Genomic DNA, 21181 nt, shown 5'->3' with positions numbered 1-21181 from the left:
GATGACCGCACCGTTCCTGTCCCTGGCCCAGATCCGTAACCGGCTGATCCTCACCGCCCGCGCGATCCTCCGCGACCACCGACCCGGCCCCGACGGACACTGCCCGATCTGCCGAACCGCAGGCTGCCCGGTGGCGACCGCCGCCCGCAACGTCCTCCGCACCGCCGAAGAAGTACAGCAGCGGAGTACAGCAACCAAACCGACCACACCCGACCCGGACGACCCGCAGCAGGCCGGATGACCTCGGATGACACCCGATCGGACCGGCCCGCCGAGAGTTCGGGACGAAGAGGTCGTCAGTTCGAATCCGGCTACCCCGACCAGAGGTAAGAGCAGGTCAAGGCCCCTCCGCAAGATGGGCCCTGATTCGTTCCTGGCGATCACTACTCGTCCGCAGGCAGCGAGAAGGCAGCGAACGGTGTGAGCACCCGACGATCCCGGTCGCGGGTCGAGTGCGTATACCGGTTCAAAGTTGTGCTGGAACCGCTCGCTGTCCGTCGGTCGCACATTCGGAAGGCTGACCACTCAAGACTGTGCCGGGCGGTGCGCGGGCGGTGGTCCGGAGTGAGACGCCTACTGAGGACGGTCAGGCAAGCCGACCACTGCGAACAGTCATCTTGGCTATATACTCATGTTGCTTGTATATTCAGGCCATGCGATCGACTTCGCGTCCCGCGCTGCGGGAACCGTCGTACTTCGTCCTTGCCGCCCTGCTCGGTGGACCGCTCCACGGTTATGCCGTGATCAAGCGGGTGACTGAGCTGTCCGATGAGCGGGTGACCCTCGCTGCTGGCTCGCTGTACTCGGTGATCGACCGGCTGCTCGGCGAGGAACTCATCACGGCCGACGGTGAAGAGATCGTCAATGGGCGTGCCCGTCGCTACTACCGGCTCACGGACGAGGGCTACCACGTACTCACCGAGGAGGCCGACCGGCTCGCTCGGGCCGCCCGGGTGGTCATGGACCGCCTGCCGCGCCGGATCTCACCGCAGGGAAGCACCCGTCAACCTTCTACCGCGAGGATCAGACCAGCATGAGTTCCGATGTTCTGGAGAAGCGTTACCGCATGCTGCTGCGGGCCTATCCGGCTAGTTACCGCCGCGAACGCACCGACGAACTGATCGACACGTTGATCGGCGACGAACCGACCACCCGCCGCTGGCCCAGCGTCCGGCAGGCGGCCTCGCTGATCCGGGGCGCCCTACAGGTGCACGGTGGCAGCACCGCAGCCCGGCCCACCGCCGTGCTGCTCTGGCAGGGCATCCACCTGGGCGCCATGGCGGTGCTGGCGCTGGGTGCGCTCATCGGCCTGGACGACCTCGTCGAGGCGTTCCAGTTCGGCGGACTCTCGGACCCCCTGGCCGTCCTGCGGGATCAGGGCATCTACGAGGTCATGGTGATCGCGGCGCTGGTGGCGCTCGTCGCCGGCCGCACCCGCACCGCTGCCGTCCTGGTGGTGGCTGCGGCGGTGGTGGTGCCGACCGTAATCTCCCCGTACCTGTTCCTCAACGGCCTGCCGCAGTGGTGGGCACCGGTTGTCGCCACGCCTTTGATCATGGTGTTCCTGCGGCGTCCGGCGGACGTACCGCCGGCGCCTCGGGCCAACGCCGTTCTGGTCACCGCCGGCATACTCGCCCTGCATCTGATCCCTGCGGGAGGCTTCCGCATGGTCGACACGAGCTCGCGGATCGCGGCCGCCACCATGGTGATCGCCGGGGCAGCCGCCTTCCTGTGGGTGGCGACGGCTGACCAGCGACTGCTGATCGCAGTCGTCCCCACCCTCCTGCTGGGCACGCTTTACCAACTGGGCAACGCCGTGTCGACGGGGGAACTGCTGCGCCGGCCCGACGCCCTGCCGTCCCTGGTCCTCGCGGTCCTCATGGCAGTCGGCGCGGTCGTCTCGACCCGGCTGCGACAGCGCACCCGCGCCTGACCGACGACGGGAGGTCCGGCCGCGGCCGGACCCCCCGGGCAAGAATCGCTGGTCGCGTACAAATGAGGGCGACAGTTCCGTTAGCGCACGCGGACGCATGGACGGGGCAGCTCCAGAGGATGCCGATACCTACCACTCCGGTGCCGCGAGCTGGGGCGCAGCACCAGGGCCGCGCCGCCCCGGAAGGTGGCCCGGCATCGTGATGGGATCTTCAGGCTGACGGGGTGCTCGCGCGGATCGTCGGTCCGACTGTCCCCGATGACGTACAACTGGGCTCGACTCCGACCTGTTTGGACAGTCGGGCTTTTCAGAGTCCATTGCGGACACGTCTGCTCGTGGGTGCTTCGTTCCGGGTGGCCCGCCCGACCCGGCCGGGGATATGATCGGCGAGCATGATCGGGTGCGGGATGCGAGACCTCATCGGGTCGGTCGGCGGCAGCAGGTCGCCGCGTTCCCGACACGTCGCCGGCCCTCTGCCGCTGTCCACATAGTGACTCCGGGCATCGACCTGTCGGTGCCGGAGGTTCGGCCGCGACCCCAGGAGGCCCCGTGCCGGAAGTGACCCTGTCCGCAGGCACCATCGACTACGACGACACCGGAGGCACCGGGCCCGTCGTCGTGTTGCTGCACGGGGTGGCGATGGACGCTTCCCTGTGGCGCAACGTGGTGCCGGCGCTGGCTGCGGACTACCGCTGCATCACCCCGACCCTGCCGCTCGGCGGGCACCGCCGGCCGATGCGCCCCGACGCCGACCTCACCATGCACGGCATGGTGAAGCTGGTCGCGGAGTTCCTCGACGCACTCGACCTGCGCGACGTCGCGCTGGTCGCCAACGACTGGGGCGGGCCGCAGGTGCTCATCGCCGACGGGCTCGCCGACCGGGTCGGCCGACTGGTGCTGTCCTCCTGCGAGGCGTACGACAACTACCCGCCCGGCCAGCCGGGCAAGTCGCTGCTCCAGATGTCGAAGCTGCCCGGAGGGCTCCTGCTCGCCGCCACCGCCCTGCGCTTCCGGCTGCTCCAGCGGTTGCCCACCACGTTCGGCCTGATGGCCAAGCGTCCGGTGCCCCGCGACGTCATGCGCCGCTGGTCGCAGCCGATGCAGTCGGATCCCGCGATCCGCCGCGACCTGCGCAAGTACGTGGTGAGCGTCCCCGACAAGGCGGAACTCGCCGACATCGCCAAGCGTGCCGTCGCGTTCGATCGGCCGACCCTGATCGTGTGGGCGACCGAGGACAGGGTCATGCCGGTCGAGCACGGCCGTCGCCTGGCCCGCGAGTTCCCCGACGCGGAGCTGGTCGAGATCGACGACTCGTACGCGCTCATCCCCGAGGACCGGCCGGAGGCGCTGGCCGCCGCGCTGCGCGAGTTCCTGCGCCGGACGGACGACGCGGACGGGCGAGGGCGGGCGCCGCAGTGACCGGCGGGTCCACTGCCGGCCGCACGGTCAGCGTCGCGGGGGTCGGCGCCTACCTGCCGGAGCAGGTGGTGGGCCTGGACTTCTTCTTCGACGGGCCGCTGCCGGACGACCCGATGCTGCACAGCCCGCTGGTCGGGCCACCCTCGTTGCGCCACCACGTCGCACCCGACCAACGGGCCAGCGACATGATCCACCGGGCGGCGACGCCGCTGCTCGGGCGCCTCGGGATCGCCGCCACCGACATCGACATCCTGCTCACCAACGTGCTGGTACCCGACGAGCTGTTCACCGGGTGCGGAGCAGAGACCGCCGCGCTGCTCGGCTGCGCGCCGGAATGGATGATCGACCTGCACAACACCGGCTGCGCCTCGTTCGCGTACATGTTGCGGCTGGCCGGTGCGCTGATCTCCACCGGCCAGGCGCGGACCGCCCTGCTGGCCAACGTGCAGAACGCCGGCGGTCAGGTCTTCAGCCAGTCTCAGGTCCGCCTCCTGCCGCATGCCCGTACGCCGGGCGACGGGTGCGGGGTGGCGGTGCTCACCGCCGACGACCGGTCACCACTGCTCGGCACCGCCGTGCGGAACACCCCGTCGGCAGCGGCCGACCTGCGCGTCGGCGTCGAGGGACGCAAGTACTGGGAGCCGGGGACCGGTCAGGTCGACGTCCGGTTCGACCCGACCCGCACCCAGCAGACGCTCGATCTCGGCAACCGCGTGGTGCCCGAGGTGGTCCGTGAGCTGTGCGAGGACATCGACGTCAAGGTGACCGACATCGACGTGTTCATCACCAACCAGCCCAACCGGACCTTCCTCCGCAACTGGCGCGACGCCCTCGGCATCCCGCCCGAGCGACACCTGGACACCTACGGCACCCTCGGCAACCTCTACGGCGCAGCGCTGCCGGTGACCCTGGACCATGCGCTGCGCGGGGGCCGGGTCCGTCCCGGCGACCTGGTGGTCATGGCCGGGTTCGCCCACGCCGGGGACTTCGCCGCCGCCGCCGCGTTCCGCTGGCAGGCCAAAGCCTGACCCCACCGCCGGAGCCTGCCCCCACCACCGGGGCGGCCACCGCCGGCCCTGCCCCCCGTCCTGCCCGCTCAGCCACGCTGGGCGGGGGTCACCGCCGGTCCGGGCCGCCCCTCCCGCCCGGCCAGCCACGATGGGCGGGTCACCGCCGGTCCGACCCGCCGTCCCATCCGGCCAGCCACGCGTCGACCGCTGCGGCGGTCGCCTTCACGTCCTCCTGAAGCAGCGAGAAGTGGTCACCGGCGACGGTGACCACGGTGCCGTCGACCTGCCAGCGGGACCACCGGCCCGAGCCGTCGGTCGGCTCCGCGTGCACCAGCAGCGTCGGCACCGGGGCCGGTTCGGCCGTCCAGCCGTCCAGCGTCCGCAGGTAGCCGCCCATCGCGAGCACCGCGTCGTCGTCGATCGACAGGTACTCGTGATCCAGGTCCAGGATCGCGCCCATCGCCCAGGCGAAGGTGTCGGCCCGGTCGGCCCGCCCCGGCTCGAACGTGTCGAGCATGACCAGCCCGCGAGGGGCCCGGGGGGTGCCGGCGAGCCGGCCGGCCACGCCCTGCGCCAGCACTCCGCCGATCGAGTACCCGACCAGCAGGAACTCGCCCGGGCCGGCGGCGTGCAGCACGGCGGCACAGAGGCTGTCCAGCAGCGCGTCCCAGTTCCCGGGCAGCAGCTCCCCGGGACCGGAACCGGGTAGCTGCACCGCCGTCGTCCGCCGCCTGGTCGGCAGGGCCGCCGCGAACCGGGCGAACTGGTGCGGCCCCGACCCGGCGAGAAACGACGGTAGACACACCAGGGCGGGCGCCGTCCCGTCGGAGATCAGCACGCTCACCGGTGCCGGGGCCTCCGACGCGGTGGCGTAGCTCGGGCGGTAGCGGGCGGATTCGCTCAGCCAGCGCACCGCACGCGGCAGGTCGTCCGTGTCGGCGGCGGTACGCAGCATCGCGGTGAACGGCCCGGACCCACGCGCCGGTTCCCGCCGGCCGCCCGGCACGGACCCGCCGCCCGACTTGTCGAGCCCGCCACCCGGATTGTCGGAGTCGCCGCCCTGCTTGCCAAGCCCGCCACCCGACTTGTCGGGGTCCCCGCCCGGCACGGGCCCGGCCGGTCGGCCGAGGCGGGACCAGAGGTGGTCGGTCAGCCCGTCCAGCGTCGGGTGCTCCACGAGCGTGCGGGCCGGCAGGTCGAGCCCGGTGGCCTGGGCCAGCCGCCGGTGCAGGTGCACCGCGCCCATCGAGTCGAAGCCGAGTTCGAGCAGCGGCCGGTCGCCGGGGACCACTGTCCCCGGGGAGTGCCCGAGCACGGTGGCGGCCTGGCCGGTGACCAGCGCCGCCACCGCCGCCCGGTCCGGCAGCGAGGTGACCGTCACGGGCCCGTCCTCGACCGGGCCGACGTCGGCGGAGGACGGCCCGACGCGGGACACCCCCGCCGGCCGGGCCCCGGGCCAGAACCGCCGGTGCTGGAACGGGTAGGTGGGGACCGACACCGGGCAGGGACGGTCACCGCTCAGCGCCTGCGGCCAGTCCAGCTCGACCCCGGCCACGTCGAGTTCGGCGGCAGCGGTCAGTAGCGACTGGACTTCCGGCCGCCGGGCGCTCAACGTCGGGACCAGCAGGGCGGTGCCGCTCGCCGGCAGGCAGTCCCGTACCGCGGGGGTCAGCACGCCGTGCGGCCCGAACTCCACCCAGGTACTCGCGCCCGCCGCGGCCAGCCAGCGGACCCCGTCCAGGAACCGGACCGTGCCACGGACCTGCCGCGCCCAGTAGCCGGCGTCCGGGGCGGCCAGCGGCAGCCCGGTCAGGTTGGACACCACCGGTACCCGGCCGGCCGCCGCCGGCACACCGTCGATCTCGCGCGCGAACGCGGCGAGCATGGGGTCCATCTGCGGCGAGTGGAACGCGTGGCTGACGGCCAGCCGTTTCGCCCGGCGGCCCTGGGCCCGCAGCCGGTCGACGATCGGGTCGAGGGCCTCGGGGTCGCCCGACAGCACCACCGCCTCCGGCCCGTTGACCGCCGCCAGCGCCACCCGGTCCGCGACCTGGGCGATCAGCTTCTCCGCCTCGTCGGCGTCCGCCTGCACCGCGACCATCGTCCCGGCCCCGGGCAGCGCCTGCATCAGCCGCGCCCGCGCGCTGACCACCCGGGCCGCGTCGGGCAGGGACAGCACGCCGGCGACGTGCGCGGCGACCAACTCCCCGATCGAGTGCCCGAGGGCGAAGTCGATCCGCAGGCCCCAGCTCTCCAGCAGCCGGAACAGCGCCACCTCGACCGCGAACAGCACCCGCTGGGCGGTGCCCGTTCGGTGCAGCAGCTCCGCCCGCGCCGACCCGGGCTCGACGGCCAGCGCCACCCGGACCGGCGGGTCGTCGCCGTCGTCGTGGTGATGGGCGTCCAGCGCGGTGCACGCCGCCTCCAGCGCCTCGGCGTAGACCGGGTACCGCCGGGCCAGCTCGCGGCCCATCCCGGCCCGCTGGCTGCCCTGCCCGGTGAAGAGCGCCACCACCCCACGGCGGGGCGCACCGGCCACGCCGAGCGCGCCGTCCTCGGGATATCCGCCGGCGGCCACCTCGTCCAATGCGGCCCGCAGCTCGGTACGGTCGGCCGCGACGAGGACCGCCCGGTGTTCCATCCGGGTACGCCCGGCCGCTAGCGCGTGGGCCACGTCCACCAGGGCCGGTTCCGGCTCCCCGGCCGTTTCCGCGAGCCGTACGCGCAGCCGGGCGGCCTGCTCGCGCAGGGCGGCGGCCGAGCGGGCCGACAGCAGCACCGGCACCGGACCGTCGACCGGGCGCCGCTGTGCCGGCTCGGGCGCGGGTGGCGCCTCCTCCAGGATCAGGTGCGCGTTCGTACCGCTGATCCCGAACGACGACACGGCGGCCCGACGCGGGCGGGCCCCGGCCGGCCACGGGCGCGCCGCGCCCAGCAGGGCCACCCCGCCGGTCGACCAGTCCACCCGGCTGGTCGGCCGCTCGGCGTGCAGCGACCGGGGCATCCGGCCGTGCCGCAGCGCCAGCACCGCCTTGAGCACCCCGGCGACCCCGGCGGCGGCCTGGGTGTGACCGAGGTTGGACTTCACCGAACCGAGGTACACCGGCGCGTCGGCCGGCCGGTCCCGTCCGTAGGTGGCGAGCAGCGCGCCCAGCTCGATCGGGTCGCCGAGGCTGGTGCCCGTCCCGTGGCCCTCGACGAGGTCGACGTCGGCCGGCGTCAGGCCGGACGCGGCCAGCGCGGCCCGGATCACCCGCTCCTGGGCCGGCCCGTTCGGAGCGGTCAGCCCGTTGGACGCGCCGTCGGCGTTCACCGCGCTGCCCCGGATGACGGCGAGCACCCGGTGGCCGAGCCGCTGGGCGTCGCTCAGCCGGGCTAGCGCCAGCACCGCCCCACCCTCGGCCCAGCCGGTGCCGTCGGCGCCCTCGGCGAAGGAGCGGCACCGGCCGTCCCGGGACACCCCGCCCTGCCGGGAGAACTCGGTGAACACGCCGGGGGTGGCGAGCAGCGTCGCGCCGCCCACCAGGGCAAGGTCGCACTCGTCGCGGCGCAGCGCCGCCACCCCGAGGTGCGTGGCGACCAGGGACGACGAGCACGCGGTGTCCACGGTGACCGCCGGTCCGTGCAGGCCGAGGGTGTACGCGATCCGCCCGGACGCCACCGACGCCGCCGCCCCGATGCCCCGGTAGCCGCCCAGTTCCGCATCCGCGCCCTGGGTCAACCAGCCGTAGTCCTGGTACATCAGCCCGGCGAACACGGCGGTACGCGAGCCCGCCAGCGAGTGCGGGGCGATGCCGCTGTCCTCGATCGCGGTCCACGCCAGCTCCAGCAGCAGCCGGTGCTGCGGGTCCATCGCGAGCGCCTCGCGGGGCCCGATGCCGAAGAACTCAGCGTCGAACCCGGCGGCGTCGGCGAGGAACCCCCCGGCGTGGGCGTGCGAGGTGCCCGGCCGGTCGGGGTCCGGGTGGAACAGCGCGTCGAGGTCCCAGCCCCGGTCGGTGGGGAAGTCCCCGGCCACGTCGCCGCCGGCGTCGAGCAGCCGCCACAGGTCGGCGCCGTCGTGGATGCCGCCGGGGAACCGGCAGGCGGTGCCGATGACCGCGATCGGCTCGTCGGCCCGGTCGCGCAACTGCCGCAGACGTCGGCGGGAGTCCTGCAACTCGGCGGTGACCCGCCGGAGGTACTCCAGCAGGGTGTCGTCGTCGGTGCCGGTCACGCCACCCCCAAGGAGTCGATCAGGTTGATCAGGTCGGCCCGGTCGGCCGAGGAGATCCGGTCGGCCAGGGCGTCGTCGGTCCCGGGTTCGGCGGGCTCGACCTCCCTGAGCAGGCCGCGCAGCCGGGTGGCCACCCGGGGCCGGTCCGGTGCGGCCACTCCGGCGAGCAGGGCGGCCAGCCGGTCCAGCTCGGCGTCGACGTCCGGCGGCCCCTCGTCGGGCGCGTCCAGGTCGAGCCCGGCCAGCAGGAACGCGGCGATGGCGGCCGGGGTCGGGTGGTCGAACACCACGGTGGTGGCGACCCGCTGCCCGGTGACGCGGGACAGCCGGTTGCGGAACTGCACCGCGAGCAACGAGTCGAACCCCAGCTCCTTGAAGGTCAGGTCGGGGCGGAGTCCGGCACCCGACGGGCGGCCCAGCACCGCGGCCACCGCGTCGAGCACCAACTCCTCCACCAGTACCGCCCGGTTCTGCTCGGGCACGCCGCGCAGCCGTTCGGCGAGGCCGGGCCCGGTGCCGGCCGGCCGGGCGGCGACCGGTACCAGCCCGCGCAGCACGGCCGGGAGCAGCCCTGCCGCCGCCTGGGCCCGCAGCTCCGCGCGGGTGAAGCGGGCCAGCACCACCACCGGCTCGGCCCCGCCGAGCGCCCGGTCGAACAGCCGTAGGCCGTCCAGGGTGGACAGCGGTGCGATCCCGGCGGCGGCGACCCTGGCCCGGTCCGCGTCGCGCCCCTGCCCGGCCATCACCCCGGTTTCGCCCCACAGGCCCCACACCTGGGAAGCGGCCGGCAGCCCGGCGGCGTGCCGCCGGGCCGCCACCGCGTCCAGCACGGCGTTGGCGGCGGCGTAGTTGCCCTGCCCCGGCCCGCCGAGGGTGCCGGCGACCGAGGAGAGCAGCACGAACGCGTCGAGGTCCAGCGACGCCGTCAGCTCGTCCAGCAGCAGCGCGGCGTCCGCCTTGGGGCGCAGCACCCGGTCGAGCCGGTCGGCGGTGAGGGCGGTGACCAGCGCGTCGTCGAGCAGGCCCGCCGCGTGCACCACCGCGCGTACCGGGCGGTCCGCCGGCACCCCGGCGAACGCGGCGCGAAGCTGGGCCCGGTCGCCGACGTCGCAGCGGACCGCGTCCACGGTGGCGCCGGCTTCGGCCAGGCGACCGGCCAGCCCGGCGAACTCCGGGCTGTCCGGGCCGCGCCGGCTCAGCAGCAGCAGGTGCCGTACGCCGTGCGCGACGGCGAGGTGTTCGGCGACGACGGCACCCAACCCGCCGGTCCCGCCGGTGACGACGACGGTGCCGTCGGTGCGCAGCACCGGCCCGTCCGGTTCCGGACCGGTCACCGGCACCAGCCGGGGCACGTGCACCGTCCCGGCGCGGATCGCGAGCTGCGGCTCGTCGTCGGGCAGCGCCGTCGGGAGCGGCTCGTCGACGCCCACGTCGACCAACAGGACCCGGCCGGGGTTCTCGCTCTGCGCCGAACGGACCAGGCCCCACACCGCAGCCGCCGCCGGATCCGGCGCCTCCCCGGGCGTCACGGCCACCGCGCCGGAGGTGACGACGGCCACCCGCGCGTCCGAGGACTCACCGGTCAGCAGCTGCTGGAGCACGGTCAGGGCCCAGCCGGTCGCGGCCCGGACCCGGGCCGTGGGATCGGCGTCCGGGAAGGCGGGCAGCCGCTCGACGGAGGCCGGTGGCGTCGACGGGCCCGTCCCGGCGGGGCCCCAGGCCAGCCGGTACACCGAATCCGTCGGGCGGCCCAGCGCGGCGGCGGTCACCGGGCGGGCGGTCACCGAGTCCACGCTGACCACCGGCAGGCCGGTGTCGTCGTAGCCGATCAGGCCGGCCCGGGTGGGCTCCGCCGCCGTCAGCCGCACCCGCAGCGCCGCCCGTCCCGGCCGGTGCACCCGCACCCCGGACCAGCGGAACGGCAGGTACGTCCGGTCGTCGCCGGGCAGCCCGACGTGGAACGCCGCGTCGAGCAGCGCCGGGTGGATCAGGTAGCGCCCGGCGGTGTCCGCGGTCTGCGGGTCGAGGGCGACCTCCGCCAGCCGCCCGGCCCCGTCGGTCCAGGCGGCCCGCAGCCCCCGGAACGCCGGACCGTACTCCAGCCCCCGGTCGGCCAGCGTGTCGTAGAGCCCGGCCACCGGCAGTGGCGTCGCGGCACCGGGCCACGGCGTCAGGTCGGCGGGCACCGGTGGCCCGGCCCGGTCCACCGAGCCGGTCGCGTGGCACGTCCAGCCCTCGGGGTCGAGCGGATCCGCGTCGGCCGGTCGGGAGTACACCGCGACCGGGTGCTCCCCCGCGTCGTTCGGGCCGCCGACGGTCACCTGTAGGTGGACGCCGGAGTCGGCGCACACCAGCGGCGCCTCGATGGTCAGCTCCGCCACCCGGTCGCAGCCGATCGCGGTGGCCGCGTAGAGGGCCAGTTCCACGAAACCGGTTCCGGGCAGCAGCACCGAGGAGTGCACCGCGTGCTCGGCCAACCAGCCGGGCTGTCCCGGCTCGATCCGACCGGTGAACACCCAGCCTCCACCGTCGGCGAGCCGGGTCGCGGCGCCGAGCATCGGGTGCGTCGACGGGCCGAGCCCGGCCGCCCCGGCGTCCCAGCCGGCGGGCCGGGCCGCCACCCAGTACCGGCGACGCTGGAAGGGATATCCGGGCAGCGGCACCCGGGACGGATCCCCGGGACCGGTCAGCGGGCTCCAGTCGACCGGCACCTGCGCCGTGTCGGCGTCGGCCAGCGAACGCGCGAACCGGTCCAGCCCGCCGTCGTCACGGTGCAGCGAGCCGATCAGGACCGGCCGGTCCTCGTCCGCGCCACCGACCGCGTCGAAGATCTGTTCCATCGGCACCGACAGCACCGGATGCGGGCTGATCTCCACGAACGTCCGGTAGCCGGCGTCGATCATCCGGCGAACGGTCTGCTCGGCGAGGATCGGCTCGCGCAGGTTGCGGTACCAGTACTCGCCGTTCAGCGGGGTGGTCGTCGGATCCAGCGGCCCGCCGGTGACCGTGGACCAGAACTCGGCGTCGCCGGCCGCCGACCGCAGTCCGCCGAGCGCCCCGGCGAGCGGACCGCGCAGCGGCTCCATCCCGGCGGAGTGCGACGCGTAGTCGACCAGGATCGGGCGGGTCCAGACGTCCTGCGCCGCGCAGCGGGCGGCGAACGCCGCCACGTCGGCCGCGTCGCCGCTCACCACGGTCGACCTCGGGCCGCTGAGGCCGGCCACGGCGAGGTTGCCTCCGGCCCCGGCGATCAGCTCGCGGACCCGGTCGGCCGACTCGCCGACCGACAGCATGGCGCCACCGCCGGCGATCTCGGCGATCTTCCGGCTGCGGACCGCCACCACCCGGGCGGCGTCGCGGATCGACAGCGCGCCGGACGCGCAGGCGGCGGCGATCTCCCCCTGGGAGTGGCCGAGGACGGCGTCCGGCACCACCCCGTACGACCGCCACAGCTCGGCGAGGGACACCGCCACCGCGAACAGCAGCGGCTGCGTCACGTCGACCCGGTCGGGGTCGGCGGCGCCCGGCTCACCGCGCAGGACGGCGTACGGCGCCCAGTCCACGTGGGGCAGCAGGGCGTCGACGCACTCGGCGAACCGGGACGCGAACGGCGGGGCGGACGCGAGCAGGTCGAGCGCCATACCGGGCCACTGGGAGCCCTGGCCGGGGAAGACGAAGGCGGTCCGACCGCTGCGGCGCGGCACCCCGACGACGGCGTTGTCGGCCGACCGGCCGGCGGCGACGGCGTCGAGGCCGTCGAGCAGGGCGGGGCGGTCGGCGCCGAGCACCACCGCGCGGTGCGCGAACCGGCCGGGGGCGCGCCGCAGCGCCGCGGCCACGTCCACCGGTCGGTGCTCCGGCGTGGCGGTGAGCAGGTCCCGGATGTCGCGGGCCCGGTCGCGCAGCGCCCCGGCGGACCGTCCGGCCAGCACCAGCGGCACGACGGCCGGGTCGGCGGACCCCGACGTGACGGGTGGGCCGTCGGACGGTTCGACCGGTGGTTCGGCGACGATGACGTGGGCGTTGGTGCCGCCCACTCCGAACGCGGAGACCCCGGCCCGCCGGGGGCGTGCCCCGCGCGGCCACGGCACCGGCTCGGTGAGCAGCGACACCGCCCCGCCGGACCAGTCGATCTTCGTGCTGGGGTGGTCGACGTGCAGCGTTCGCGGCAGCACGCCGTGGTGCAGCGCCTGCACCAGCTTGATCAGCCCACCGACACCGGCCGCCGCCTGGGCGTGGCCGATGTTCGACTTGAGCGACCCCAGCCGCAGCGGACGGTCCGCGGGCCGGTCGGTACCGAAGACCGTGATCAGCGCCTGCGCCTCGATCGGGTCCCCGAGCACCGTGCCGGTGCCGTGCCCCTCCACCGCGTCGATGTCGGCGGCGGTCAGCCCGGCGTCGGCCAGGGCCTGCCGGATCACCCGCTGCTGGGCCGGCCCGTTCGGTGCGGTCAGCCCGTTGGACGCGCCGTCGGAGTTCACCGCGCTGCCCGGGAGCAGCGCGAGCACCCGGTGGCCGTGGCGCCGCGCGTCGGAGAGCCGCTCCAGCAGCACCAGCCCGACGCCCTCGGCCCAGCCCGTCCCGTCGGCGGTGTCGGCGAACGACCGGCACCGCCCGTCGGCGTTGATGGCGCCCTGGCGCGTGAACTCGACGAAGAGTTCCGGGGTGGCCAGCACCGCGACCCCGCCGGCGATCGCCAGGGACGTCTCGCCGCGCAGCAGCGACCGGCGGGCCAGGTCGACGGCCACCAGCGACGACGAGCACGCCGTGTCGACGGTCATCGTCGGCCCTTCCAGGCCGAACGTGTAGGACAGTCGGCCGCTGGCGGTCGCGCCGGCCGTCCCGATGCCCCACAGCCCCTGCAACTCGTCGGGACCGGACTTGGCCAGCGGGGCGTAGTCGTGGGTGCTCAGGCCCACGTAGACGCCGGTCCGGGAGCCGCGCAGGCTCTGCGGGTCGATTGCGGCATCCTCCAGCAGCGACCAGGTGCTCTCCAGGAGCAGCCGCTGTTGGGGGTCCATCGCGGTGGCCTCGCGGGCGGAGACGCCGAAGAACTCCGCGTCGAAGCCGGCCACGTCGTCGAGGAAACCACCGCCCCGGGCGATCGTCGTGCCGCGCCGGTCGGGGTCGGAGTCGGTGAGCGCGGCCAGGTCCCAGCCCCGGTCGGTGGGCAGCGGCGACACCGCGTCCACCCCGTCGGCCACCAACCGCCACAGCCCGGCCGGCCCGGTCACCCCGCCCGGGTAGCGGCAGGCCATCCCGACGACCGCGACCGGATCGTCGGTCCGGTCGGCGGCGGCATGGTCGGCGGCGGCGGCCGGTGCGGCCGGGACCTCGGCGAAGCCGAGCCGGTCGAGCAGGTGCGCCGCGACGGCCCGCGGAGTCGGATGGTCGTACAGCAGGGTCAGCGGCAGCGTGTCGCCCAGTTCGCCGGAGAGCATCCGGGTCAGCTCGACCGCGGCCAGCGAGTTGTAGCCGTACTCCAGGTAGGGGCGGTCGGGGTCGACCGCCGCCGCCTCCCAGCCCAGAAGGGCTCCGGTCCGCTCGCGGACCATGCCCAGGACCAGTTCGGCGCGCCGACCCGGTGGTTGCGCACCGATCCGGGTGACGAACGGCGTCGGATCAGGATGCCGGTCAGCCACGGAAGCTCCTTCTTGGACGCTCACAGCAGCGCGCAGCGTAGCAGCCGGGACCGGCCATTTTGGACCACCGATCTGGCTGGCCCGAGGGCCGAAAGGCCGGAGTGTCCACGAGGGAATCGGTTGGTGACAGACCGCCGGGCCGGGGCTAACCTCACTGTCCATATTCGTCGGTGGCGTCGGCGACGACGCGAGGTGAGGGTGGTCGATGTCCGTATCCACCTCGACCGCGCTCGGACCGGCGGACGCCGCACCGGATCCGCCGCGTCAGGTCGACGTCGTCATCGTGGGGGCGCGGTGTGCCGGCGCTCCGTTGGCCACCCTGCTGGCTCGGGCCGGGCGCACGGTGGCCCTGGTCGACCGGGCCGAACGGATCGGCAACACCCTCTCGTCCCACATCATGCAGGCCGACACCCTCCGCTTCCTGGATCGGCTCGGTGTCCTGCCGGACGTCCTCGCCACCGGCGCGCCGCCGTTCGTCGCGGCCGACACCCGGCTGGAGGACTTCCACGGGCTGCTCGGGTACCCGGGCGCCACGCACGGTCCGGGCGGTGGGATCTGCGTACGCCGGCAGGTGCTCGACCCGCTGCTGCTGGTCGCCGCCCGCCGGGCCGGGGTGCAGCCGGTGCTCGGCGCCAAGGTGACCGACCTGCTGACCGGTGACGGCCGGGTGACCGGGGTGCGGCTGCGTACCGTGGCCGGGCCGGTGGAGATCGCCGCGAAGCTGGTGGTCGGGGCGGACGGCCGGCAGTCCACCGTCGCCCGACTGGTGGGGGCCCGCCGGTACCACGTGGTCCCCGGAACGCGTGCCTACCACTGGAGTTACTTCTCCGGCGCGACGCCCGCCGGACCGCCGACGTTCGTCTTCCACCGCTGGGGCGACCAGTTCGTCCTCGGCGCGCCGACCGACAGCGGCCTCTACCTGGTCGGTACCGCGCACACCCTGCCCGTCGACGCGGCGGCCGGCCACCGCTGCACGGCCGAGGACTTCCTGGCCGACGCCACCGCCTGCCCACCCGTGGCACAGGCCCTCGCCGGAGCCCAGCGGGCCGCCGGGATCTTCGGCCTGACCGGGTTCGACGGGTACTTCCGGGACGGCGCCGGGCCCGGCTGGGTGCTGCTCGGCGATGCCGGCCACTTCAAGGACCCCGCCGCCGGTCGGGGCATCGGGGACGCGTTCCGTCAGGTCGACGCCCTCGCCGCCGCCCTGCCCGGGGTGCTCGACGGGCCGGCGCGGGACCTCGACAAGGCCACCGCCGCCTTCGCCCGGTGGCGCGACCGGGAGTTCCTCGCCCACTACTGGGTCGGCTCGGACCTGGGCCGCTCCGGCGAGATCCCGACCTTCCTGCCGGAGATCATCCGGCGGATGACGGACCGGGGCCGGGGAGCCGACCTGCTGGCCGTACTCAGCCACGACGCCCAACCGTCCACGGTGCTCAGCCCCGGTCGGGCCGTCGGCGCGGTCGGCCGGCTGCTCGCCGGTGGCCGGGTTCCCCGGCGCCGGGTACTCGCCGAGTTCGGTGCCGCCGTGGGCGACCAGGTCCGCCGGGCCCGCCTGGTCCGGCGGCCACGGCACGAAGCTGCCAACGCCCCGACGGCGGTCGCCGGGGCATCGACCGGAGGAAGCCGATGATCCGCTCCGACGCCGTCGACGTGCCGGACGTCGACCTGAGCTTCAGCCGGACGGTGCCCTGCGCCCTCGCCCACCGCAGGGCGCTCGGCGAGGTGTTCGTGGCCGACTCCACCCAGGTCGACCGGGACGAGTTCGTCCTCGCCGTGCAGGTCCCCCGGGCGCACAGCCTGTGGGGCGACCGGCGGATCGACGTGCACGATCCGTTCGCGATGGGTGAGGCGGCCCGCCAGTCCGTCTTCGTCCTGGTCCACCAGTACCTGGGCATCCCCCGCGAGCAGCCGTTCACCCTGCGGAGCTTCACCCTGCGGGTGGTCGACCTCACCGCGTTCGCCGACGACCGGCGGACCCCGCAGGAGGGCCTGCTCCGGTACCGCACCCGCAACCGGAGCGGGCTGTCCACCGGGGTCGGTGTGCTCACCCTGCGCGGTGAGCTGTTCCTGGCCGGTCGGCTCGCCATGGAGGTCACCGCCGAGGTGGTGGGGATGCCACCCGACGACTACGAGGTGATGCGGGCGTTCCAGCGGGCCCGCCAGCCGGACAGCGAGCCGGTGGCGCCGGTGCCGACGGTGCCGCCGGGACTGGTGGGCCGCTACGACGAGCGCAACGTCGTGGTCGGCGTCCCGGTCGACGGCGGGTCCGGCGAGGTGCGCTGCCGGCTGGTCCTCGACGAGGGGCACCCGTCGTTCTTCGACCACGCCTACGACCACCTGCCCGGCCCGGTGGCGGTCGAGGGGCTCCGCCAGGCGGCGGTGCTGGCGGCGACCGGGGCCGGTGCGCTGCCCCACCCGGTCAGCGTGGTGACCGGGTGCGAGGTCGCGTTCAGCACGTTCGGCCAGCTCGACCATCCGCTGGAGTGCACGGCGCGGGTCAGGGGCGTGACGGCCGACGGATCGGTCGAGGTGGCGGTCGCCATGTACCAGTTCGACGAGCAGCTCATCGACGGAACGATCACCCTCGTGTCCTGGCCGGTGGTCCGGTGACCGCCGGGCGGTCGCCCGGTCCGGGCAGCGGTGACGGAGAGGCAGGTGGCGGTATGGCGCCCACGGCGGAGGACGGCCCGACGGTCGCGGTGGTGGGCAGCGGGGCCAGCGGGCTCGCTGCCGCGTACCACCTGCACCGGCTCGGCCACCGGGTCGAGGTGATCGAGGCCGGTGAGGTGCCGGGTGGCCGGTTCGGGATCGACCGGCTCGGCGACCGGGCGGTGATGACCGGTGGCAAGAACATCGGCCGCCGGTACGAGCTGTTCCGGACGTTCACCGCGGCGATGGGTGAACATCCGTACGTGCCGTTCGGGATCAACGCGTCCCGGGTCGAGGGCGGGCGGGTGCTGACCCTCGACAGCGACCGGCGGCTGCGCAGCCTCGCCCACGTCGCCCGGATGGGTTCCCCGCGCGACATGCTCCGGCTGGCCCGGCTGGCCCGCGCGATCCGCGCCGACCCGGCCAACGGCTACCTCGGCTCGCCGCTGTTCACCGGGATCGCCCAGGCCAACGACCACGAGACGCTCAGCCGGCACTTCGGCAAGCGGGTGACCCGGGTGCTGCTGCGACCGATGGTCATCCGGAACAACGGGGCCGAGCCGGACGAGGTGTACCTGGGGACGTTCGGCACCAACCTGGCGATGCTGCTCGACACGTACGACCAGCTCGAACACGGCATCGAGCCGGTGCTCGCCGCCTTCGCCGAGCGGGTACCCGTCCGGCTGGGCACCACCGCCGTGGCCCCGGTGGTGCGGGACGGTGACGTGGTGGGCCTGCGGCTGAGCGAGCGGGGCGGCCCGGTGCAGACCCGGGAGTACGCCGCCGTGGTCCTGGCCACCACCGCCCATGCCGCGGCGGAGATCCTGCGCGGTGAGTTCCCGGCGCTGGCCAAGCGGCTCACCGAGCCGACGTACTTCCCGTCCACCGTGGTGCTGGTGGAGTACGACCGGCCGTTCTTCCGCACCGACGTGCGGGCCCTGGCGATGGACGACGGCCCGTGCACCAACGCCGGCTCCTACGGCATGGAAGAACGCCACATCGTGCGGTACACGTTCAGCGGGCGGCAGGGTCGGGCGCGGGAGCTGACCGACGACCTGGTCGCGGCGTGGGTGGACGACGCGGAGCGGCGGGTCAGCGGGCACCTCGGGCTGACCCCGGGGCGGCGGGTCCGGTCCGTCGTCCGGCACTGGCCGGCCGCCTACTGCGGCTACGCGCCGTTCCACGGGGAGTTCCTGGCCGGCGTGCACCAGCTGGTCGGCGACGTGCCGAGCCTGGCGCTGGCGGGCGACTACCTGCGGGGCGTGTCGATCGAGGGCTGTTTCCGGTCCGGGCACGAGGCCGGCGCGCGGATCGCGGCGCGGCTCGCCGGGGCGCAGCCGTGACCCGACCGGCGGGGTCGGCCGTGGTGACGGGGGCCTCGTCGGGCATCGGCACCGCGCTGGCGCGCCGGCTGGCGGGGCAGGGACTCGACCTGGTGCTCGTCGCCCGACGCGCCGACCGGCTGGCGGCGCTGGCGGCCGAGCTGCGCGAGACGTACCGGGTGGCCGTGGACGTCCGCCCGGTCGACCTCGCCGACCGGGCGGCGCGCGGCGCTCTGGCGACGGAGCTGGCCGGACGGGACGTGGCCGTGCTCTGCGCCAACGCCGGCTTCTCCAGCTGCGGTCACCTCCGCGACCACGATCCGGTGCAGCTGGCCCGCGAGGTGGAGGTGAACGTCGTCGCCGTGCACGAGCTGACCACCGCCGTCCTGCCGGGCATGCTGGCCCGCGACCGGGGCGGCATCCTGATCAGCGGCTCGACCGCCGGCGAGCAGCCGGTGCCGATGGCGGCCACCTACGGTGCGACCAAGGCCTTCCTCAACTCGTTCAGCCAGGCGTTGCACGAGGAACTGCGGGGCACCGGGGTGCGCTGCACCCTGCTCGCGCCCGGTCCGGTGCGTACCGAGCTGTACGACGTGGCCGGCGTGCCGGGCATCCGGAAGCACCGCTGGCTGCGCTGGCTGACCCCGGACCAGGTGGCGGCGGCAGGTCTGGCCGGCCTGGCCGCCGGCCGGCGGTGGGTCGTCCCCGGGATCGTGGCGAAGGCGCAGGCGTGGTCCGGCCGGCACCTGCCCCGGTGGCTGCTCTTCCCGGTCCTGCGCTGGTCGGTCCTGCCGCTGCTCGTCCCGGGCGGTCGCCGGCCGGAGCCCCGGGAGGGGGTCCTGTCCTGACCACCCGGGCGCCGACGGGGCCGGCGGAGGCCGGTGCGCGTCGCCGAAGGACACTCGACCTCGTTCCGGCCGCCGCCCTACGCCCAGGTGGCGGTGTCGGGGTCGATGCCGTGGGCCCGTGCGCTGGCGTCGATGCTCTGCCGGAACCAGGTGGCAAGGCCGGCGCGGATGCCGTCGTAGTGGGCAGCGAACGCCGGATCCGCCTCGTACCTGCGACCGAGACAGACCTGCATCTGCCGGGTGAGGGGAAAGTACGACGAGAACAGGTCACGGTGCCGCTCGACGAGATGATTCGCTTCTGGGCTACCCGGGCGGACACCGGCGTCCACCGCATCCCCGAGGGCACGGTCGAGGTCGGCGACGGCGTCGGCGATGGCCTGCCATTCCTCCGGACCGCGAGTCGCCGAGCGTTCCGCGTACTGCTGCCATTGCGTCGTGTCTCCGTAGCGCTGCCGGGCCTGGGCGGGCCAGTCCGGGTTCCACTCGGGGCCGAAGATCGCGGACTGCTGCTCGACGGTCAGCAGCAGGCCGCGTTCGTGGGCGGCGATCATCCGGTCCAGGCCGGCGCTGAGCTGCTGGAGGCGGTCGATCCGTTGGGCGACCTGGGCGCGCTGCGCGCGCAGTGCGCCGGGCACGTCTGCCGCCGAGTCGTCCAGGACGGCCCGGATCCTGTCCAGCCCGAGGCCGATCTCCCGGTAGACGACGATGCGGTGCAGCCGTTCCAGATCGTCAGCGGTGTAGAGGCGGTAGCCGGCAGCCGTACGGAGCGACGGTCGCGCCAGACCGATGTCGTCCCAGTGGTGCAGCGCGCGGACCGTCACGCCCACCCGCGTCGAGACCTGACCGACGGTCAGGCCGTCGGCGTCAGTGGCATCAGGCATGCTCCGCATTGTCGCCGCGACCGACGCCCGGCGGGGTGATCCCGATGGCTTCAAGGTTCCGCGCCTCCTGACTGGCCGGATCGAAGGGCTTCGCCGCAGTGACGACGATCCGCGCGTTCTCGGGGGTGATCACCTCCACGTCGCGGGTGTTCCAGGGCGTGTCCCGTGGGCCGTGGACCGAATCCGGGCGCAACGCCCGGCAGGCCTCGACGAGGGGATCGATCTGACTGAGCACGCACGCGAAACTGAAGCTCATCGCCGGTGCCTGTGCCGGAACGTCCGCCGCCGAGGCGAGGAGGACGTCCTGGAACGCCCACCGGCGCAGATGCACGAGCCTGCCGGGGATACTGAACAGCTCGAAGAAGCCGAGCCCGCGAATCCAGAAGTCCACCGACGCCGCCAGGTCGCCCGTGGGGATCGTCACGAACGCGGGCATTCCGTAGATGCCCCGGAACGGCTCCGGCGCCACCGCATCCGGGCCGGGATCGGGCACGGGACTCATCTCGAAAGCGTCGTAGTAGTCGCTCATGTGCCCCACCCTCCAGCCTTACGCAGCGTGAGGGTCAAGTCGTGTCTTCCCCCCGCCGAAGAGGTACGGCAGCGGAGGACAGCGAGCGAGCCGACCGCACCCGGCCCGGACGAGCCGCAGCAGGTGCCGCCCGGTGCTCCCCGGTCGGAGGCGCTCCGGGTCAGACGCGCTCGAAGGTGAGGTCGAAGTCCTTCCGCCAGGACCTGCCCTCGTCCTCGGACGCCTCCCAACGGCCGAGGATGCGGTCCTTCTCGACGTCGCCGACGAAGCGCTGGTGGAAGTCCGGGTCCGCACGGGTCATCGTCCAGTGCCCAGCGTCGAAGGTCATCGCGAACTCGCGGCAGACCCCGCGGTCGTCCTGGTAGAGCGCGACGAACCGGTCGTTCGCGTCGCTGCGCCCGAGGACGAGACCCATCTCAGAGTGCGCGTGCCCGTTCCCGCCGAACTCCGACCGCACCACCAGCAACGACTCCCCGAGCCACGTGACGGTGGTGGTGCCCGGCACCTCGGTGCCGGACGGTTCGAGGAACCATGCCTCCGATATCGTCGTCGTCCACTCGCCGACGAGCCCGCTGAGCTTTGCCATCTCGGTGTTGCGCATCGTTCCTCCGATCGACCCGACGCTACTCGATACGTCGATGACCAGGGTCAGCGTAAGACCCGCGGGAGCGAGGACCAGCACGCCGGAGCCGGTGTCGGCAGACCGGTGGCCACCGTCGCCACCGGGCGGGG

At 74.3% G+C, this 21181-nt stretch carries 14 protein-coding genes; 9 read left to right on the top strand and 5 right to left on the bottom strand.

Annotation, left to right across the window (positions count from 1 at the left end; translation table 11 throughout):
* Nucleotide 1: 1 nt before the first annotated feature.
* From AB0F58_RS06580 to AB0F58_RS06560, 5 genes are all read left to right on the top strand, one after another.
* Nucleotides 2–241, top strand: coding sequence for a hypothetical protein (locus AB0F58_RS06580; RefSeq protein WP_357138958.1), 240 nt, complete (start codon nucleotides 2–4; stop codon nucleotides 239–241).
* Between the two features lie 412 nt (nucleotides 242–653).
* The gene (locus AB0F58_RS06575) at nucleotides 654–1037 is read left to right on the top strand and encodes a helix-turn-helix transcriptional regulator (protein WP_357140368.1); all 384 of its coding nucleotides are present in this window, start codon (nucleotides 654–656) and stop codon (nucleotides 1035–1037) included.
* Nucleotides 1034–1933, top strand: coding sequence for a hypothetical protein (locus AB0F58_RS06570; RefSeq protein WP_357138956.1), 900 nt, complete (start codon nucleotides 1034–1036; stop codon nucleotides 1931–1933). Before AB0F58_RS06575 ends, AB0F58_RS06570 begins: the two co-directional genes overlap by 4 nt.
* Before the next feature lie 549 nt (nucleotides 1934–2482).
* A complete protein-coding gene (locus tag AB0F58_RS06565) occupies nucleotides 2483–3352 on the top strand; it encodes an alpha/beta hydrolase (protein ID WP_357138953.1) in 870 nt (289 codons plus the stop codon).
* Nucleotides 3349–4380, top strand: a complete 1032-nt coding sequence (locus tag AB0F58_RS06560) for a 3-oxoacyl-[acyl-carrier-protein] synthase III C-terminal domain-containing protein (protein WP_357138951.1) — start codon at nucleotides 3349–3351, stop codon at nucleotides 4378–4380. The genes AB0F58_RS06565 and AB0F58_RS06560 overlap by 4 nt, the downstream gene beginning before the upstream one ends.
* A gap of 139 nt (nucleotides 4381–4519) precedes the next feature.
* On the opposite strand, the gene AB0F58_RS06555 is transcribed toward AB0F58_RS06560, so the two are convergent.
* Together AB0F58_RS06555 and AB0F58_RS06550 are read right to left on the bottom strand one after the other, a co-directional pair.
* Nucleotides 4520–8578, bottom strand: coding sequence for an alpha/beta fold hydrolase (locus AB0F58_RS06555; RefSeq protein ID WP_357138949.1), 4059 nt, complete (start codon nucleotides 8576–8578; stop codon nucleotides 4520–4522).
* Nucleotides 8575–14220 carry a type I polyketide synthase gene (locus tag AB0F58_RS06550; RefSeq protein WP_357138946.1) on the bottom strand — a complete coding sequence of 1882 codons (5646 nt, stop codon included), beginning with the start codon at nucleotides 14218–14220 and terminating at the stop codon, nucleotides 8575–8577. Before AB0F58_RS06550 ends, AB0F58_RS06555 begins: the two co-directional genes overlap by 4 nt.
* Before the next feature lie 205 nt (nucleotides 14221–14425).
* Here AB0F58_RS06550 and AB0F58_RS06545 point away from each other — a divergent pair, with 205 nt between their 5' ends.
* Genes AB0F58_RS06545 through AB0F58_RS06530 form a run of 4 tightly spaced genes read left to right on the top strand, consistent with a single transcriptional unit; the run spans nucleotide 14426 to nucleotide 19039 of the window.
* Nucleotides 14426–15850, top strand: a complete 1425-nt coding sequence (locus tag AB0F58_RS06545) for an NAD(P)/FAD-dependent oxidoreductase (RefSeq protein ID WP_357138943.1) — start codon at nucleotides 14426–14428, stop codon at nucleotides 15848–15850.
* On the top strand, nucleotides 15847–16830 hold the full coding sequence (locus AB0F58_RS06540) for an AfsA-related hotdog domain-containing protein (RefSeq protein WP_357138940.1): 984 nt from the start codon (nucleotides 15847–15849) through the stop codon (nucleotides 16828–16830). The genes AB0F58_RS06545 and AB0F58_RS06540 overlap by 4 nt, the downstream gene beginning before the upstream one ends.
* A 53-nt stretch (nucleotides 16831–16883) precedes the next feature.
* Entirely contained in the window at nucleotides 16884–18212 is a 1329-nt protein-coding gene (locus AB0F58_RS06535; RefSeq protein WP_357138937.1) for an FAD-dependent oxidoreductase, read from the top strand.
* Between the two features lie 23 nt (nucleotides 18213–18235).
* Nucleotides 18236–19039 carry an SDR family NAD(P)-dependent oxidoreductase gene (locus AB0F58_RS06530; RefSeq protein ID WP_357138934.1) on the top strand — a complete coding sequence of 268 codons (804 nt, stop codon included), beginning with the start codon at nucleotides 18236–18238 and terminating at the stop codon, nucleotides 19037–19039.
* A 77-nt stretch (nucleotides 19040–19116) separates the two neighbouring features.
* Here AB0F58_RS06530 and AB0F58_RS06525 read toward each other — a convergent pair whose 3' ends face one another.
* The 3 genes from AB0F58_RS06525 to AB0F58_RS06515 all read right to left on the bottom strand — a co-directional run bounded on the left by AB0F58_RS06525 (nucleotide 19117) and on the right by AB0F58_RS06515 (nucleotide 21131).
* Nucleotides 19117–19920, bottom strand: a complete 804-nt coding sequence (locus tag AB0F58_RS06525; protein ID WP_357138931.1) for a MerR family transcriptional regulator — start codon at nucleotides 19918–19920, stop codon at nucleotides 19117–19119.
* A complete protein-coding gene (locus AB0F58_RS06520) occupies nucleotides 19913–20449 on the bottom strand; it encodes a hypothetical protein (protein WP_357138928.1) in 537 nt (178 codons plus the stop codon). Before AB0F58_RS06520 ends, AB0F58_RS06525 begins: the two co-directional genes overlap by 8 nt.
* A gap of 160 nt (nucleotides 20450–20609) precedes the next feature.
* Complete coding sequence (locus AB0F58_RS06515) at nucleotides 20610–21131, bottom strand: hypothetical protein (RefSeq protein WP_357138926.1); 522 nt, start codon at nucleotides 21129–21131, stop codon at nucleotides 20610–20612.
* Nucleotides 21132–21181 lie beyond the last annotated feature (50 nt).

Origin of the sequence: Micromonospora sp. NPDC023956, from assembly GCF_040639195.1 — a bacterium.
Lineage (GTDB): Bacteria > Actinomycetota > Actinomycetes > Mycobacteriales > Micromonosporaceae > Micromonospora.
The sequence above is the reverse complement of the archived record's forward strand: the minus strand, read 5'-3'. Positions and strand labels throughout refer to the sequence as shown.

Bases quoted from the DNA above. Each gene is read 5' to 3' on its own strand.
- AB0F58_RS06520 (WP_357138928.1), bottom strand. From the start codon at position 20,449: ATGAGCGACTACTACGACGCTTTCGAGATGAGTCCCGTGCCCGATCCC.
- AB0F58_RS06540 (WP_357138940.1), top strand. From the start codon at position 15,847: ATGATCCGCTCCGACGCCGTCGACGTGCCGGACGTCGACCTGAGCTTC.
- AB0F58_RS06545 (WP_357138943.1), top strand. From the start codon at position 14,426: ATGTCCGTATCCACCTCGACCGCGCTCGGACCGGCGGACGCCGCACCG.
- AB0F58_RS06575 (WP_357140368.1), top strand. From the start codon at position 654: ATGCGATCGACTTCGCGTCCCGCGCTGCGGGAACCGTCGTACTTCGTC.
- AB0F58_RS06535 (WP_357138937.1), top strand. From the start codon at position 16,884: ATGGCGCCCACGGCGGAGGACGGCCCGACGGTCGCGGTGGTGGGCAGC.
- AB0F58_RS06580 (WP_357138958.1), top strand. From the start codon at position 2: ATGACCGCACCGTTCCTGTCCCTGGCCCAGATCCGTAACCGGCTGATC.
- AB0F58_RS06525 (WP_357138931.1), bottom strand. From the start codon at position 19,920: ATGCCTGATGCCACTGACGCCGACGGCCTGACCGTCGGTCAGGTCTCG.
- AB0F58_RS06570 (WP_357138956.1), top strand. From the start codon at position 1,034: ATGAGTTCCGATGTTCTGGAGAAGCGTTACCGCATGCTGCTGCGGGCC.